Genomic DNA, 15,931 nt, shown 5'->3' with positions numbered 1-15,931 from the left:
AAACAGGGAGAAATTTGGCGGCGGTGAAAGCGTGTCGCTAAGCGATCTGGCGCATTGGGGTACCGATGGCTGCGAGCCAGAAGAGGCACGCCAAACGCACCGGCGAGCGGCTCCCGAAGCGTGAGAGATCGCGCACACCTCGGCAGACTGGACCACCCTGGAAAATGCTGAGGGGGATGTACACCGTGGGGAGTTTGACGAGGCCAGCCGAAACCGAAAAGGCGATGAAGCCGATGCGATATGTTATATCCCGTTTAACGGAAGTCTACCAATTGAGCATTAAGCGCTTGCTTACGTCGACGAACCACAGCTACACCAGCCAGTCCGAGGCACAACATCACGAAGGTGCTGGGCTCGGGAACCACTTCACGTACCCCAATCCCGTCGTACCAAGAGCGTGCAGCTGTATTGGTCCCTGCCTGAATATCAACAGCGAACGTCGTGAGTCCGGAAACCTGGGTTGGCAACAGAGCGCCAAACATCGCGCGATTGCCATCGTAGGCATCGGTGTAGTCGTCGGTGAGCTGGCCAAGCACATTGAGTCCAGTGATATCGTCAAAGGTAATAACGCTGTAGCCAGCCGCCGCAGCATCCACACCCGCAATATTGCCGGCGTTGTCTGTAACGACAAAGCCTGCACTCGAATCGTATTGCGTGTAGCTCGCGTCGGTGGAAAGTTTAGCAGCAATATCCCACGGCGAATTGGCGGGTAGCACAGGAGGGGGAGTGCTTGCCAAGTCGTCCCAGAAGAAGACGAACACTTCGTAAGTTTTCGAAGCATCCAAACCCGAGATGGTTGTTGTTAGGGTCGGATTTGAGGCGTCTATAGGGTTGGTATCGTACTGAAGCGCGCTCCCCTCATTGGAGAAGCTAGCACCATCAGTACCGCCATTCGTACCGCGGATTCGCCAATTCGTAGCGCCAGAAGTGGTGGCCGTAGGCCCGACTGTGTTTACTGTACCGGTCATACTTTGCACCACGGCGTCGGTGTATACGACTTGTGCGGACGCAGCACTGCGTGCGATGCCCGCAGCAACGAGAAAAGTAAGTGCTGTTCGTGAAACGATCATAAGATTCATTAGTTCGCTCTCCCAGAATTCAAGATGAGAATCTCTATAAAATCGGCTGGGGTCCAGCCGGAGGGGTGTTTACTTGAGGAGACGAATTACGCCAAATCGGCAAGATCCGCACCGAATAGTACAATCGTGCCTGGCTCGGAGACGCTTGTAATTTCAACGCGGTTAGCCGGGATTCCCAGATAGAGCAGCCGGGTACCGCTTCCGGCAAAGTCTGGCCTGCATTGTAACCGTTGCGCTCTCCCTGGTGTCTAGCGAGCGGTGATTTCTTTTCGTTTTTTGTGTGCTGATGCATGAACGGCGTTAAATGGCCTCGCCTCGGGCTTCCAACCCAAGCGAGGAACGCAACTTCCCCTGAAACCTCGGTTTACGTTGACCCGGTTACGCTAACCACGTCCACGCACCCACCATTCTTGCAGCGCTCGATCACAATACCTGGCGGACGGCCGGTTCCATCGCAAGACGCACCGGCCTCTCAACGCAGAGTGTCGCGAAGACAATCCGGCGGCTCGTCGGCACACGCCAGGTCGTCGAGCAGAAAGTCGGCCGCCGCGTGGCCTACGGGCTCCCATAAAAACAGCCGATTGGGAGGCTCCGGAGCCACACGACGCCCGCCGCTCAACCAGCGTCGGACGATGTGACCGGGGTAGGATGTGCGGCCAGCGTTTGCTGCACAGGATTTTCACGCCGACGCGGGTTAGAGTCGACGGGTTTCTGCGGAGTTGATGTGCCCAACGGTAGTTGCGAATAGCTGTTCTGCCGCACCAATGACACTGCACCTAGAGGCCAGCTATCGTCAGCACGACGACTCCAATTATCAAAAGCGGGGGAAGCAACAACAGAAACGCGATTACTCTATTCGCTCCGCTCCACGCTTTAAGATGGCCCTGTTCGTCAGCTTTGTCGTAGTAAACATTGCCTGTAACGAGAGCGACACAGGTGATCAGTAGTAACGGGATGGCTCCTAGGGTCAACACGTGTACTAACATCAAAAAAGAATTGGTCCCAGACTTTCTGTACCAAGGCAAATCGTCGTATGAGGTGGGGACCTTCTCTTTTTTCTTCATCTGAATACTCCAGGTGGCACTCAAGTGCTCCATGACGTGACCGGCGAGCCACGGTTGTGATTTGTGCTGAGTATAGGCGTTATTGCTCCCGCAGCAAACGTCCCATCCTAACCTGCTTCGGCTTCATCCTCCTGGGCAGTTTCCCCTTGGTTTGTAACCGCCTTCGGCGTGACACACTTGCGCACTTTTTGAAGACTCCAAAACTTACTGAGGTGAGCTGCACCGATGCGCGTTCGGAAGTTCCGTAACCGACAGCGGTTGTGACATCCTCGGCGAGTCTCATCCCGCTGAGCGCAAAGCGGAAAGAGCCTATCACGCATCGTCAAGATTGAAGCGGGCGCAACCGACGGCTACACTGAGACTTAGGCCAAGCGTCGCCCTGCACGTTAGGCTGACACCCTTGCAGCCTACAGCGTTTTACACTGATCAGCCTATAAACGAGTGATCCGTCTTAAAGGGAATCACTGAGCGAGATAACTAAACGAATGCACCGAATCATTGTGATCCCGGCAATTCTTGCCGTGCTTGGATGTTTCTCAGACAACAAGAACGAACAATCGGCTATGAAAAACAAGGGCGAGTCGTTTGAGGGCTCTGATCTGCCAAACGGATACTTCGCTATCGACGAATCGCGGGATAGCGAATTGAACACGGTTCCATTCAATAGTGCGATAGACGGCATGGAATCGGAATCAACGTTCACTGACAAATTTGCTGCTGAGATAGCTGACACCATGAATCGCTTTTCGAACTTTTTCTCAACACACGGAGCATTTGGCAGCCTTGAGAGGTACGATAAGGAACTGCCGTCAGATTGGTGGATTGACGATGATTTCTACTCGACGTCTCGCGTGTTGGCCGTGGACATACTCAATCCGAATCTTCAGACATACGCAATCATTGAGGGCATACGCGAGGAGCTTCGGCAACTCGACGAGGATTGGATGATACTAATGCACCATGACAATGACTTTGATGCCCTTGGCAACTTTGTTGAACGTCCTGGCTCCTATCGTATTTGGATTCGTACAGACCGCGTGGAAATCTACGCTGAACGTCCGGAAGATGTCGACAATCTTATGAACTCACTGCCCGGCGAAAACCGCGGGTAACAATGCGTTCCACACATAGCTGCGGGCCGCGCAACTTTCTAAATCAACGCTAATTGCCGCGGCCCGGTGAACCCCGTCGTTCATGACCATCTTCAGCCCGTCGCCAGCCAATAACAAACAGCGGTGTGCCCAACCTCAGTGGCTTAGAGCCGCGTCTCCGGCGCTCTTCTCGCGTTCGCCCGAGACGTTCGCACGCGTGAAATCATCCCGCCATCAGTCGCCCGCCCCTTAGCCAACGGGGTCCCGCACCCCAAACCGGCGCGGGCCAGAAAAACCTTCTCTCCACGGTTCTACTGGCCGCCATAGGACTTCCGTCGCGGCCGTCGGCCGAGGGCGGATCTTTTTTCGACATTCCGTCGATCTCTTCCCGCGCGGGCGGCTCTAGCCGGCTAGTGCCAGAAATAGCCCGACAGGCCCATTGGGCCGTGCGATAGTGAACTCGTTGCAAGTGAAAACGCGACACGACACGAACCGCAACCCCTTGGCTCCAGAGAACACGATGAACGCCCACGACCTCACCTTCGGCATCGAATTCGAAACCACCCTGCCCAGCGCTCAGGCCGATGCCCTCTGCCCCAGTTGCGGTCGTCCGCCGCAAGTTACCTGGTTGCCGGAGGGCTGGAAGGCCATGACCGACTGCTCGATTCAAGCCAGCAGCGGCCGCCGAGGGATTGAATTCGTGTCGCCCGTGCTCCAGGGCGCTGCCGACTGCTCGATGGAGATGGCAAAGTGCTCGGCGACTTCCCAGACCGGCTTGCGAAGCGATTCGAACATCTAGGGCCAAATGGGAGCGCAGTCGACGACGACAATCTTTCTCATGCGTGCCACCCTTAATCGCCCGCTACACTACCTTTTCTCCACCAACCGCCCCTCCGCCGGGACTTCCAGCCACAGGGCGTGCAGCGACATGTTGACGTCCACCAGAAAACAGATGAGGCAGCCGATCAGCGATAGCAAGCAGAGCGTAAAGCAGGCGATGATGACGAACGTCATCGGCAGTTTCAACAGCGCGGCGGCGAACAGGGCGATGATCAGCACTGCCGTGAGCAGCACGCTGACCACGCCCAGGGCGATGCCGGTGCGGATGAGCCTCGCCCGCCTGGCGAGGATGCGAACCTGTTCGAGAATTCGCGCGTTGGTCTCGCCCGACCCGTTTTGAATGAGTGGCGCCAATTCCCTTGAACGGTCGATCACCCGGCCAAAGCGGTTGGTCATGCTCAGCAGGATCAATCCGACGCCCGAGATCAGAATCACCGGGCCGATGGCCAATTGCAGGATAGGAACGAGTTCTTCAAGAGTCATACGACGAGCGCGGGGGGCAGGGGAGGAAGCGACGCCTGGCAGGATAGGTAAGTATAGTGACTAGGCCAACGCAGTTCTACGATCCCCTCTCGTGGGCTGCTAAACTGCGGTACACAACTTGCATCCAGGGAAACGACTTGAGTTTCCCTGCCCATCTCCTCGTCGTGATCCCCGAGCATGAAAACCTATACCTGTCAGTGTGGTACCCCCTTGTTCTTCGGCAATCGCCAGTGCGTCGAGTGCGGACTCGACGCCGGGTGGTGCGATGTATGTTCGGAAACGGCGGCCGTTTCGCCCGAGGGAACGTGCGTCAGTTGTGGCACGTCGGTGGTGCCCTGCGCGAACCGCACGACGTACGACGTGTGCAATTGTTTTGTGGACGCGAGCCTGGCGGAGCCGGGCACTTTGTGCCGCAGTTGCGGGATGACCACCATGGTGCCGGATACCAGCCTGCCGGCCAATGTGCGGCGATGGGCCTTGCTCGAAGCGGCCAAGCGGCGGCTATTGTACGACTTCCGTACAGTCGGGTATCCCGACGACCAACTGACTGCCTTGCCGCCGCTCGCATTTCGTTTTCTCTCCGATACGCCAGACAAGCATGTCGTGACGGGGCACGCCAACGGAGTGATTACCATCAACACGTCCGAGGCCGACCCCGTGCATCGCGAGTCGACGCGGCAGCAGTTTGGCGAACCCCACCGCACGCTGATTGGGCACATGCGGCACGAAACGGGGCACTTCTTCTGGATGCGCGAGATCGAGGGCCGTCGCGATGCCGAGGCCACCCGGTTGTTCGGCGATGCCGATGCCAATCCTTATGCCGAGACGATGAAACAATATTACGAGCAGGGGCCCCCCGAGGATTGGAACGAGCAGTTCATCAGCACGTACGCCGCGTCGCATCCGTGGGAAGACTTTGCCGAAACCTATGCGTTCTACCTCGACATGCGGGCGGTGCTCGATACGCTGCGGTGGAACGCCCCCGAGCAGGTGCAGGATCTTGGCGACGACCTGCCATCGATGCTGGCCACCTACTGTTCGGCGGGGATCGTGCTGAACGAGATCAACCGCACGATGGGCCTCACGGACCTGGTGCCCGAGGTGGTGCCCCCGGCGGTGGTGTCGAAGCTGCAGTTCGTGCACGATGTGTTCGAATCGCTCCGCACGGGCGTGGTTTCCCAGTCGTAGCCCAAACTGGTGGCTGCGGCGGTGAATTGACCGACCCCGCCTGGCGGCGAGCCTAAATGTCGTAGCTCGTGCTAGCGGTTGTGGCCAGCGCGGGTGCGGCCTCGTCCGACGCCTGCGGCACCGGCGCGATTGGCAGTTCGATGCGGAAGGTAGCCCCCACGCTCTGCGTGCTGTGGCATTCGATTTGCCCGCCATGCCGGTTGACGACCACATCGTAGCAGATGGCCAGCCCCTGCCCGCTGCCCCGGCCAACTTCCTTGGTGGTGAAGAAAGGGTCGAAGATCTTCGCGGCGATGCGATCCGGCACGCCACCTCCGGTGTCTTCGACTTCAAGGAACACCTTGTCGGCGTTGGCCCGGCTGCGGATGGTGATGCGTCCCGGCGACCCGTCCTGCCCTGTGCGATGGTCCTGGATGGCATCGGCTGCATTCACGATCAGGTTGACGAGCACCCGGTTGAGATCGCCAGGGTAGCAGGGGACTTCGGGCAGCGAACTGTCGAGGTCGAACTCCACCTTGGCGGAGTACTTCCAGCGGTTTCTGGTGACCGTCGCGGCGCTGTGAGCAATGTCGTTGATATTGGTGTGGGTCTTGGCTTCCGAGCCGGGATGCGACATCTCCTTCATCGCCTGCACAATCTCCACCACGCGGCCTATGCCCTCCAGGCATTCGCTGATCGCCAGCGGCATCTCCTTTCGCAGTTGCTTGACACTGTTAACAGACAGTAGCGCCGTGGCTTCGGCCAGTCGCTCATTGGTATCTGCGGGCAGGTTGGATTTGGTGAGCAGTTCGCACAATTGGTCGACGGTATTCCAGACTCTGGGAAGCTGCTCGTTGATGTAGCCGACGTTGGAATCAATGAACTGCATGGGCGAGTTGATTTCGTGAGCCACGCCTGCTGCCAATTGACCAATGGACTCCAGCCGGTGGGCCTGGTCCAACTTCTTTTCCAACGCCTCGATGGCTTTGCGTTTGGAGTTGTCGACTATGGTGCTGAGTACCTGCATTTCGCCATCAATCGGTATGGGGCGCAGTCCGACTTCGACAGGGACTTCGGTTCCATCTTTCTTGAGGCCGAGCAACTCCAGCGCCTCGCCCATCTGGCGCGTCACCGGTGCTTCGAGATAACCTTGCACCTTCTCGGGGTGACCAGGGCGGAACCGTTTGGGGATGAGAACTTCAATCTCTTTTCCCAGCAACTCTTCCTGGCGGTAACCGAACAGCTCCTCTGCCTGGTGGTTGACCAGGGTGATTCTGCGCTGGGTGTCGATCATCACGATGGCGACGGGTGCAAAGTCAATCAGTGTCTCGAGCCGTTCCTGCAACAGCTTCAGGTCACGGTTCGACTGCAGTAGCTTGTTGGTTCGTTCGTCGAGAGCCTGACGCATGGCGTTGAACGTGTGCGTCAGAATGGCGACTTCGTCATTCGTGGTTACAGCAATATCACGGTCGAGCTTCCCCTCGGCGATTTCCTGGGTGGCTTTGCAGAGCATTTGGATTGGGTCGGCGATGGCGCTCGCGCGGCGGTAGGAAAGCACGCCGGCCAGGACCGATACACCACAGGCCAGCACGAACACGGCCGCACAAACCCAGCCGCTTGCGGTTGCCAGGTGCTCCTGTTCCGCCTTCATTTGGCGAGTCTTGTCGCCAACCATTGCCGAGAGCGTCCCATAGCACTGTTCGGCCAGTGGAGTGGCCCGCTCGGTATATCTGGTCTCGGCCAGATTGTCACTTTGCGACGAGACCACGCGTACGATCTGATCGGCCAGACCTTGGTAGAGCATCATCTGTTGGTCCAGCATCGCGATCAGTTCGCGCTGCGGCGGGGACGCGGCGGATTGCTCGCCCACGAGTCGCGCCACGCGGTCGTTTGCCACTTTCAAGCTGGCCAGAAAGGTCGGAATGTCCGCTTCGCCCGTTTGGTGCACCACGGCGATCAGCATCGCATGGCTGCGCGTGAAGAAGCCTCGGAAGTCGGCCATGTCGGCCAGAAGTTGGCGGCGATTGCCTGATGGGAGCTCTCGCTCGAGATCGATGATGGCCGTGATGCCGCGAAACATGCGGTCGGCGGCCGGATCGATCATCTTGGCCAGCAGTGCTTCGGCCGGTCGGTTGCCAGGGGTGAGGGCCATGTCCTCGATCCACCATTGCTGGCACTTTAACTCTCGCATGATATCGACGAGGGACTTAACCCGGGCAACTTCCTCCAGATCGTTGGCCTGTTGCGCCTGAAATTCCAGCTCGGTTAGTGGCAGCAACGTAGAATCCCAGGCGGCGCCACGGCTGAGTTTATAGTCGGCGTCCCCTGTCAGCATCCACGCACGCAGATCGGTCATCGAGCGTTCGATGTTGGACTGCAGCTGCATCGAATGGCTGATCTCGTAGTGCAGACGTTCGATCGAATTCGACGTGGCCACGCGGAGCCAAGCCAAGGCGCCGGTGGCGGCCAGCAGACCGCCCACCGCGATCGCGGCGACCAGCAGATGTGAACGCAACAAGGCATTCCACATGCGTGACGTAGGAATCACGCATGCGGAGCCGGTCTGCAATTCTGCTGTCTGGGCAGTTGCACTCATTGTTCCGTATCCTGACTCAGCCAGTCGGGATGCAACTGAACATATTGCTCCAAGGTGACGAGCTGCTGTTGCAGCAGGCCGACGCGTTGGTAAACGTCCGAGGGCACCTTGCGGCCGACTTCATACAGATCGGGAGGCGACTGGGCGCCCTCCAGTTGCGAGTGCAGGCACGTCAACTCGGCGACGATCAAGGAGGCGAGATGGTAGACGTCGCTCGGCTCCACTGTCGAAAGTTGATCCTGATTTATTGTCAGATCGAGCATCGGTACGTCGGATACCTGGGCAATCCCACGAACATGGTCCAGGCATATCAGCAAGCGGTGAAATACATCGACGGGGCGCTTGCCGGCTTCGTAGGCAGGTGCTTTCGGAAGCAAGTCGAACTCGGGCGATCGTTCGAGCAGGCGGGCCGTGTAACTCGAGGCGAGGGTTGCTTGCGAGAAGACTTCGCGAGGCGCTACCCGGCGATCAAGAAGCAGGTTCAGTTGTCGGTTGGATTGTACCAGCAGGTTAAACACATCGGTTCGCGATTTGCTCGTATCGGTCGAATCCTTCGCCAACTCCAGATGGTCCGCCGTGTCGAAGGTTTTGCGGACCAGCACGATCCGTTCGAGAGCAGCGTCGATCACCTTCTGCACTTCGTGGCAGTCGATGGTGCCCGCCGGCAGTGGCGGTACCTCGGCAAGGCGGCCGGTATGTTCAAAGCACAACTGGTTGGCGTTGCGGAACAGTGCCAACGCCTGAAAGTACGTTTCGTGCGGGGTGACACCACTGGCCGTAATGACCGGCGGGGAGACTTCCGGCTTGCCCAAGTGATACCGCAAGGTCTCAAGCTCGGAATGTACCACGGTGGCCCGCGCGTACACCTGAAATGACTCGACATGGTGCCCAGCACCCATCGCAGGCAATCCGCCAAGGCAGATGGCCATCAAGCCGACCAACGGGACCTTGCATCCCAACAGGAATCGCGTGACTATTGTTTCTCTGGCCATGATGCTCGCGGTGAGTAGAGACCTCGTACTGAAACCCGGCATTGGCAGGTCGCCGGGAAAATCATAGGTCTCGCTCACGCCCGGGGGCGGGGCCCCCGCAATGTGGCTTGCCGCCGCATGGAGCCTGGGCCATGGCCAAAGCCGTATAACCCGCATCCCAGTCAGGACAGTATCCACAGCTGGCTACTGTGGATTGCGGAAAACCCCTGTGTGTTGCTCTGCCACTCGAAACCTACGAAGCAAACTGCCTGTTTTCCAGGAGTGGTGCTTGGTGCCGGTTTTGAGGGGACAACACCCTGGCCGTGCAGGTGGCCGAGGATCCGCCATCGCTTGGATTAGCGTTTTTACGCTAAGAGTGATCGCCGATGTGATCGATCTTGCTCTGGAGTCGTTTTACGCGCGTCGCCAGATACACCAGCAGGGCCCCGATCACGGTCGCCCCCACGGCGATGAGCCACGAGATAGCAACGACGCCGGTGTCGGTCCAGAAGATAAACACCACACCGATGGCGGCCATCACGCCGCCAATCACCAAAGCCAGCGTCCGCTGCTCGTCGGTCGATTCCATGCGAAATGCCGCGACGAACAGGCTGACGCCTTGCAGCAACAGCCAGATCCCCACCAGGATCAGGAACAGCTTGCCGCTGATGCCAGTCCACAACAGCAGCACCAGGCCGAGCGCCAGGCTCACGACAGCTTGCATGAGGGGCGCCGTCTTGTCGCCGCTGCGATAGGCGCTAATCGCCCCCAGCACGCCGTCGAACAAGAAGTACGCTCCCAGCAGTTTGACAAAGATGCCGAGCGTCTTCTCCGGCCAGACAAAGGCACACACGGCCAGCGCCAACGCAAGCACCCCACGGAGCATGATGGTCCACCAAATGTCGCCCAGCTTGGCATCCACCCGCTGCTTGGCCGCCGCGGCAGCCTCTTTAGCTCGCTGCTGTCGTTTGCTCATGCTTCGATCCCTTTCTGGCCTGGTCGCTTCCAGTACGAACGCTGGAGAAGAAAAAGGGGAGGGCGGCTCGAGGTGTCGAGCCGCCCCACCTTGGTGAGTACTACTTGGCCGGACTGTTCAGCCCGGAATTCAGCGCCTCCAGCGCCTCGTCCACGGTGAAGCTAGCCGCCTTTTGGCGGGGCGGGAACTCCTCGAAGGTCGCCAGCTTCTTGGCAACCATTTCCTGCAGCGGCACCAGCACGAACGCCCGGCGGTACCACCAGTCGTTGTAGTTCATGCCTTCCTGCCCACGTTCGCCCGGATCGATCTCCAGGTCGAAGAAAATGGGGGCCCGCAGAGTGGTGAAGGGATGCCGCCAGACGTCGATACCGGTGGCTTCCTGAATCATGAAATGGGCCTTGATGCGATCGTAACGCACCGCCAGCAGGTCGCCATCGTCGCTGAAGTAGAAGAACTCCTTGCGAGCGCTCTCATCCGACTTGCCGGACAGGTAGTCCGTCTGGTTATAACCGTCGAGGTGCACCTTGTAGGTCATGTCGCCGACGGTCTTGCCTTCGAGCAGTTCTTCGGTCACTTCGGAGTTACCGGCCGCCGCCACCAGCGTGGGGAACCAGTCCTCACCGGCGAACACATCCTTGAAGGTCGAACCAGGCTTCACGACGCCAGGCCAGCGAATCAGGGTCGGCACGCGCCAGCCACCTTCCCAGTTGGTGTTCTTCTCGCCACGGAACGGCGTCGTGCCGGCGTCCGGGAACAAACAGACCATGGGGCCATTATCGGTGGTGTAAATGACGATAGTTTCCTCGGTGATGCCAAGCGCGTCGACGTAATCGAGCAGTTTGCCGACGACCGCATCGTGCTCGACCATACCATCGGCATAGAAGCCGAGCCCGGTCTTGCCCTGGTTTTCCTTCTTCACGTGGGTGAAGTTGTGCATCCGCGTGGTGTTGAACCAGCAGAAGAAGGGCTTGCCCGATTTGGTGGCGCGATCGAGGAAGTCGGTGGCCTTGGCCAGCACTTCTTCGTCGATGGTTTCCATCCGTTTCATGGTCAGCGGACCGGTATCTTCGATCTTGCCGTCCGCCGTGGAGTGAATCACGCCGCGGGGACCGTACTTCTTGCGGAACTCGGGGTTCTTGGGATAGTCGGGGTTCTCGGGCTCTTCTTCGGCGTTCAAGTGGTACAGGTTGCCAAAGAACTCATCGAACCCGTGGTTGGTTGGCAGGAACTCGTCGCGATCGCCGAGGTGGTTCTTGCCAAACTGCCCGGTGGTGTAACCGAGCGGTTTGAGCATCTCGGCGATGGTGGGATCTTCCTTCTGCAAACCAAGATCCGCTCCCGGCAGGCCCACTTTAGAGAGCCCTGTGCGGAACGGCATCTGGCCGGTAAGGAAGGCCGAGCGTCCCGCCGTGCAGCTTTGCTGGGCGTAGTACGAGGTCAGCCGCCCACCTTCTTTGGCCAAACGATCGATGTTGGGCGTGTCGTATCCCATGACCCCTTGGCCAAAGGCACTAACGTTCCAGTACCCGACATCGTCGCCAAAGATGACAAGGATATTCGGCTTCTTGGCCGCCTCTTGGGCAACGGCCGGCCCAGCCGCGAAAGCGACCAATAGGGCGGTTGCCGCCAATGATTGAAACGTGCGTCTTATCGCTGTAGTCTCCGAGTTAGTGGGGAGATAACGTGATGGCATTTCCCTTCCAGATCCGACCGTCTACCGCGACGGTCACAAAAACAGTTCCGCAAATCTCGTCACTCAGCAGGCGGCGTTGAGAACACCTGCTTCCAATCGTTCTTCATGTCGACCACGCTCCAGCCTCGCTTCGGCGCTTCTTTGAGCGCTTTGACCAGCTTGCCGCTGCTCTTGGGGTGGGCATCATAGGCATACTCGCGCACCGCGTCGGTGTGGTGCACGATCAGGCCGAAGCTGGGGCGAGAGTTGTCGATCGTCGTGTACTCGAGCATCTCCTTGTCGCCATCGCTGTTGCCGAAACAGGCTATCGGGCGGCGGCCGATGAACTCGTGAATGCCAACCGGTTTGCCCGCTTTGTCGTCAACGAATAATTGATCCATCGTCTTAATCAGCACGGGTCCGCTCGGCCGCAGTTCGTACTTGGTGCGGGTGTTGGAGCCCACCACCTGCTGGGGCACGATGCCGTACACCCGCTCGCTCCAGACACGCATGAAGTCGGCCCCACCGCCCGAGACGATGAACGTCTTGAAGCCGTTGGCCCGCAGATAGGCCAGCACTTCCTGCATCGGCTGGTAGGTGAGTTGATCGTAGTGCTGCTTGAAGCGAGGATGCTCGGCCGTGGCGAACCAGTCCTTCACGCTCTGGTCGAACTCGGTGGTGGTCATGCCGGCATGAGTCAGGGCGAGGATTTTCAGCAGTCCTTCGTGATGCGGCCCGGCCAACAGCTTCTCGAAGTCGCCCTCGAGCGCCGCCGCGACCATTGGCTCCTTTTTTAGTTCCGGTTTCTTCTCGACGTCTTTCTTCAGCGTGTCGAGCGCGTAGGCCAACTGGAACGGTACCGGGTTCTCGGGCCACAGCGTGCCGTCGTTGTCGAACACGGCGATGCGTTCTTCGGGGGGAACGAAGTCGGGCGATCCTTCCTCGGTCACCTTTTCGACAAATTCGATAATGGCTTTCTTCGGCGCCGAATCATTCCAGGAGGGAAGCGGCTCGGCGGCGGTTACCAAGGAAGCAACAGCGGAGAGGGCAAGCGTGGTTATCAGTAGCTTACGCATGGTCGAGAAGTCCTGCGAATCAAGAGTAGTAATCGTTACAACGGTTCCGCCCCAAAGAAAAGTCAGGTCATGCTATCATGGTCGCTGCGAGTTGAGAAGCATTTCGATGCTGATCACGCAAAATCTGGAGCTATGGGGCCGAATACACCGGTCAATCGTTTGCGGACTCCATGACGGGTTCCTCGCCCGTCAGCACGGGTTGCTGGTAAGCGGCTTCCACGGCCGGGTCGCCGCCGGTCATTTGGAGTGCCACGATCAGGCGGCGTCCCTCGTCGCGCAGCTGAGGCAGCCGAACTGCAAAGTATCCGCCGGCAAGGATGCAGGCGACGCCCCCCAAGGCCACGGTGGTTGGTGCACCCACCACGCCAGCCACGGCACCCGACAGCAGCGATCCTACCGGCGCCATGCCCATGAACATCATGGAATAGACGCTCATCACGCGGCCCCGCAGCACGTCGGGTACGGAGGCCTGCACCAGCGTGTTGGAAGCTGCCATCTGGATCATCATCGTGAAGCCCACGGGTACCAATAGCAGCATAGACAGCCAGAACTGATTGGACAGTGCAAAGAGTATCAGACTGATTCCAAAGCCAGCTGCCGCGGCGGCGACCCAGGTGCCCAGTCCGAACACCTTTTCGCGTGCCGCGAGCACCAGCGCAGCGATCAGCGCGCCCACGCCACTTGCGCCCATCAAGTAGCCTAGCGTGGCGGAGTTGCCGCCAAGGATCTTCTCGGCGAAGATCGGCATCAACACCACGTACGGCATGCCCATCAAGCTCATCACCCCCAGCAGCAACAAGAGCGCTCGGATGGGGGCCGTGTGAGTGGTGAAGTGGAAGCCTTCGACCAGATTCTCCAGGGCGCTACCGGTGTGGTGGCGGACGATGGGTGTCAATTGCATGAGCAACAGTCCCGCGATCACGGCGATGAAGCTCACCGCGTTTACAAAGAAACACCACCCTTCACCAACCAGGGCTACCAGCACCCCGGCAATGGCGGGGCCTACGATGCGCGCGCCGTTGAACATCGACGAGTTGAGCGCGATCGCGTTGATCAGGTCGTCCCGCCCCACCATGTCGGGTACAAACGCCTGCCGCGCGGGGATGTCGAACGCATTGATCACACCAAAGCAGACGGCCACCGCGAACAGATGCCACACCTGCACCAGCCCGCTGATGGTAAGTCCCGCCAGCAGGAAGGCGACCATCATCGATGCGGTTTGCGTGGCAATCAGGATTCGACGGCGATCGTGGCGATCGGCCACCACGCCGCCCAGGGCGGCCAGCAGGAATACCGGAATCTGCGAGGCGAAACCAATCAGTCCCAGCAGCACTACCGACCCTGTGAGTCGATAGACGAGCCAACTCTGTGCCACCGATTGCATCCAGGTGCCGGTGAGAGAGATGAACTGGCCAGCAAAGAACAACTGAAAGTTGCGGTGCTTCAGCGCGCGGAAAGCATTGGCCATCGAGTTGTTGCCCGTCCAGGAACTTAGAGCGCTTTCACCCTCGGTGTGCCGGTTTTGCTTGTCGAGTCGGTCCGCGGCCTTGTCGGCCTGCATCGACGGATGGCAATTCGCCTGGTTCGGCCTCCGCCCAGCGAACCAATTCATTGACGCCGAACCAGCACACCAGATCGGAAAACGCTCTAGCCGCGGCACCGCTGGCGGAAGGTGCAAGCTTGGCCCGCACAAGTGGGCTACAGAGCTACCCAACGGCCAGATTCTCCCACAAGTGCCAGAAGGCAACAAGTGGCCTGCATTCTGCAAGCGTTTCTCGTTTCACTGAATGTTGCTCATGCGCAGTGGGGCTGAACCGTGGTCTTAGAAACGCGAACAGCCAAACACCTGCAGTCGTGTGGTGGGCGGTGTGCTTCAGGTGTGCGATCGTATGGTGTGAAGACCCTGGTGAGCGACTTAGCCTGTTGTCGGCGAGTATGCTAGCGAGAGCTTCGTGCGTGCAAGCTGCTAGCTACCAGCAAACGCAAGATTTCCCCGGAAATACGGTCTTCCGCTGATGCCTGCTAGCCTAGCCCACCGATGCTGACTGAGTAATCGTGCGCTTATTGGGTGTGTTTCGAGGGGGGAACTCGAATCTTTCGCAAAAGCCTGCTTGCCTCAGCCCTGCTGCTGGGCTCATCGGTGGTATTGGCCAACGACGTCTCATCCACCAGGCAGCAGACGCCTTGGACCCCGTACACGATGGTGCCCGAGAGCGATTTCACTGGCGGCAGTTCTTCGATCTGGATCTACGATGAGCAGTTTGCGCCCGTGGCAATGCAGGAAAGTTGCTGCGACTCACTTTTAGGTTGTGGCGACAGTTGCGGAAATGGCTGTGGCGATGTCTGTGGCAATGGCAGCAGCGATCCTCATTACAGCCCCGTCGATCGCTGTATCCCACGTTCGAATCTGCCATTCCCGCTTTGCAAGGAGATTGCGGGTGACAAAGCGGAGAAGCTACTGCCGCCGCTGGGTACTAGCTACGTCTATACCAGGCTGGATCGCAACGTGGCCGTCGGCGAGGTTCGTTTGAGTCTGGGTGACAATCCACTTGTTCCAGTCGATCGAGTGGCCGTGCCAACCTCCACGTTTAGAGCTCAGTCGCACATGTCGCGGATCGACTTGTGGGTCTTTCCCTGCGTGAACGTCTACGGCCTGGTGGGGCATACCCAAACCAAAGGTGACGTACTAGTGGAAGTCGATAACTTCCCACTGCCGACGTCCGACCCAGTGATGATTCGTGCGCCTGTTAACCTGTATGGACCCACGGCAGGGTTCGGCGTCACTTCGGCCGTTGGCGGGGATAACTGGTTTGCGAGCCTGGACGTTAACAAAACGTGGACCAGCTTCAACAAACTGGATTCGTCGCTGACCGCGCTGGTGATTACGCCCCGGGTGGGTTTGATTATTGAAAGCCC

13 protein-coding genes are annotated in these 15,931 nt (G+C 58.9%); 5 read left to right on the top strand and 8 right to left on the bottom strand.

Annotated features, from left to right (window positions below; translation table 11 throughout):
- Positions 1-254 precede the first annotated feature (254 nt).
- A complete protein-coding gene (locus NG895_RS19005; RefSeq protein ID WP_252854108.1) occupies positions 255-1,079 on the bottom strand; it encodes a PEP-CTERM sorting domain-containing protein in 825 nt (274 codons plus the stop codon).
- 764 nt (positions 1,080-1,843) lie between these two features.
- Between NG895_RS19005 and NG895_RS19000 the strand changes: the two genes are divergently transcribed.
- The 3 genes from NG895_RS19000 to NG895_RS18990 all read left to right on the top strand — a co-directional run bounded on the left by NG895_RS19000 (position 1,844) and on the right by NG895_RS18990 (position 4,033).
- Complete coding sequence (locus NG895_RS19000) at positions 1,844-2,026, top strand: hypothetical protein (protein WP_252854107.1); 183 nt, start codon at positions 1,844-1,846, stop codon at positions 2,024-2,026.
- Between the two features lie 602 nt (positions 2,027-2,628).
- Entirely contained in the window at positions 2,629-3,255 is a 627-nt protein-coding gene (locus NG895_RS18995) for a hypothetical protein (protein WP_252854106.1), read from the top strand.
- A gap of 499 nt (positions 3,256-3,754) precedes the next feature.
- Positions 3,755-4,033, top strand: coding sequence for a hypothetical protein (locus NG895_RS18990; RefSeq protein ID WP_252854105.1), 279 nt, complete (start codon positions 3,755-3,757; stop codon positions 4,031-4,033).
- A 68-nt stretch (positions 4,034-4,101) separates the two neighbouring features.
- Here NG895_RS18990 and NG895_RS18985 read toward each other — a convergent pair whose 3' ends face one another.
- Positions 4,102-4,557, bottom strand: coding sequence for a DUF2721 domain-containing protein (locus NG895_RS18985; protein ID WP_252854104.1), 456 nt, complete (start codon positions 4,555-4,557; stop codon positions 4,102-4,104).
- Between the two features lie 177 nt (positions 4,558-4,734).
- Between NG895_RS18985 and NG895_RS18980 the strand changes: the two genes are divergently transcribed.
- Positions 4,735-5,745, top strand: a complete 1,011-nt coding sequence (locus NG895_RS18980; RefSeq protein WP_252854103.1) for a putative zinc-binding metallopeptidase — start codon at positions 4,735-4,737, stop codon at positions 5,743-5,745.
- 52 nt (positions 5,746-5,797) lie between these two features.
- Here NG895_RS18980 and NG895_RS18975 read toward each other — a convergent pair whose 3' ends face one another.
- From NG895_RS18975 to NG895_RS18950, 6 genes are all read right to left on the bottom strand, one after another.
- Positions 5,798-8,320: an ATP-binding protein gene (locus NG895_RS18975; protein ID WP_252854102.1), complete on the bottom strand. Its 2,523-nt coding sequence runs from the start codon at positions 8,318-8,320 to the stop codon at positions 5,798-5,800.
- Positions 8,317-9,312, bottom strand: coding sequence for a hypothetical protein (locus NG895_RS18970; protein WP_252854101.1), 996 nt, complete (start codon positions 9,310-9,312; stop codon positions 8,317-8,319). Before NG895_RS18970 ends, NG895_RS18975 begins: the two co-directional genes overlap by 4 nt.
- Positions 9,313-9,661: 349 nt before the next feature.
- Positions 9,662-10,267 carry an HdeD family acid-resistance protein gene (locus NG895_RS18965; RefSeq protein ID WP_252854100.1) on the bottom strand — a complete coding sequence of 202 codons (606 nt, stop codon included), beginning with the start codon at positions 10,265-10,267 and terminating at the stop codon, positions 9,662-9,664.
- A gap of 100 nt (positions 10,268-10,367) precedes the next feature.
- Positions 10,368-11,960 carry an arylsulfatase gene (locus NG895_RS18960; RefSeq protein ID WP_252854099.1) on the bottom strand — a complete coding sequence of 531 codons (1,593 nt, stop codon included), beginning with the start codon at positions 11,958-11,960 and terminating at the stop codon, positions 10,368-10,370.
- 59 nt (positions 11,961-12,019) lie between these two features.
- Positions 12,020-13,015 carry an HAD family hydrolase gene (locus NG895_RS18955; protein WP_252854098.1) on the bottom strand — a complete coding sequence of 332 codons (996 nt, stop codon included), beginning with the start codon at positions 13,013-13,015 and terminating at the stop codon, positions 12,020-12,022.
- 151 nt (positions 13,016-13,166) lie between these two features.
- Positions 13,167-14,627 carry an MFS transporter gene (locus NG895_RS18950; RefSeq protein WP_252854097.1) on the bottom strand — a complete coding sequence of 487 codons (1,461 nt, stop codon included), beginning with the start codon at positions 14,625-14,627 and terminating at the stop codon, positions 13,167-13,169.
- Between the two features lie 588 nt (positions 14,628-15,215).
- Between NG895_RS18950 and NG895_RS18945 the strand changes: the two genes are divergently transcribed.
- A partial coding sequence (locus NG895_RS18945) for a hypothetical protein (protein ID WP_252854096.1) occupies positions 15,216-15,931 on the top strand: 716 nt, incomplete at its 3' end.

The organism is Aeoliella straminimaris, assembly GCF_024054565.1.
GTDB lineage: Bacteria > Planctomycetota > Planctomycetia > Pirellulales > Lacipirellulaceae > Aeoliella > Aeoliella straminimaris.
This window is presented reverse-complemented; position numbering and strand designations above follow the sequence as displayed.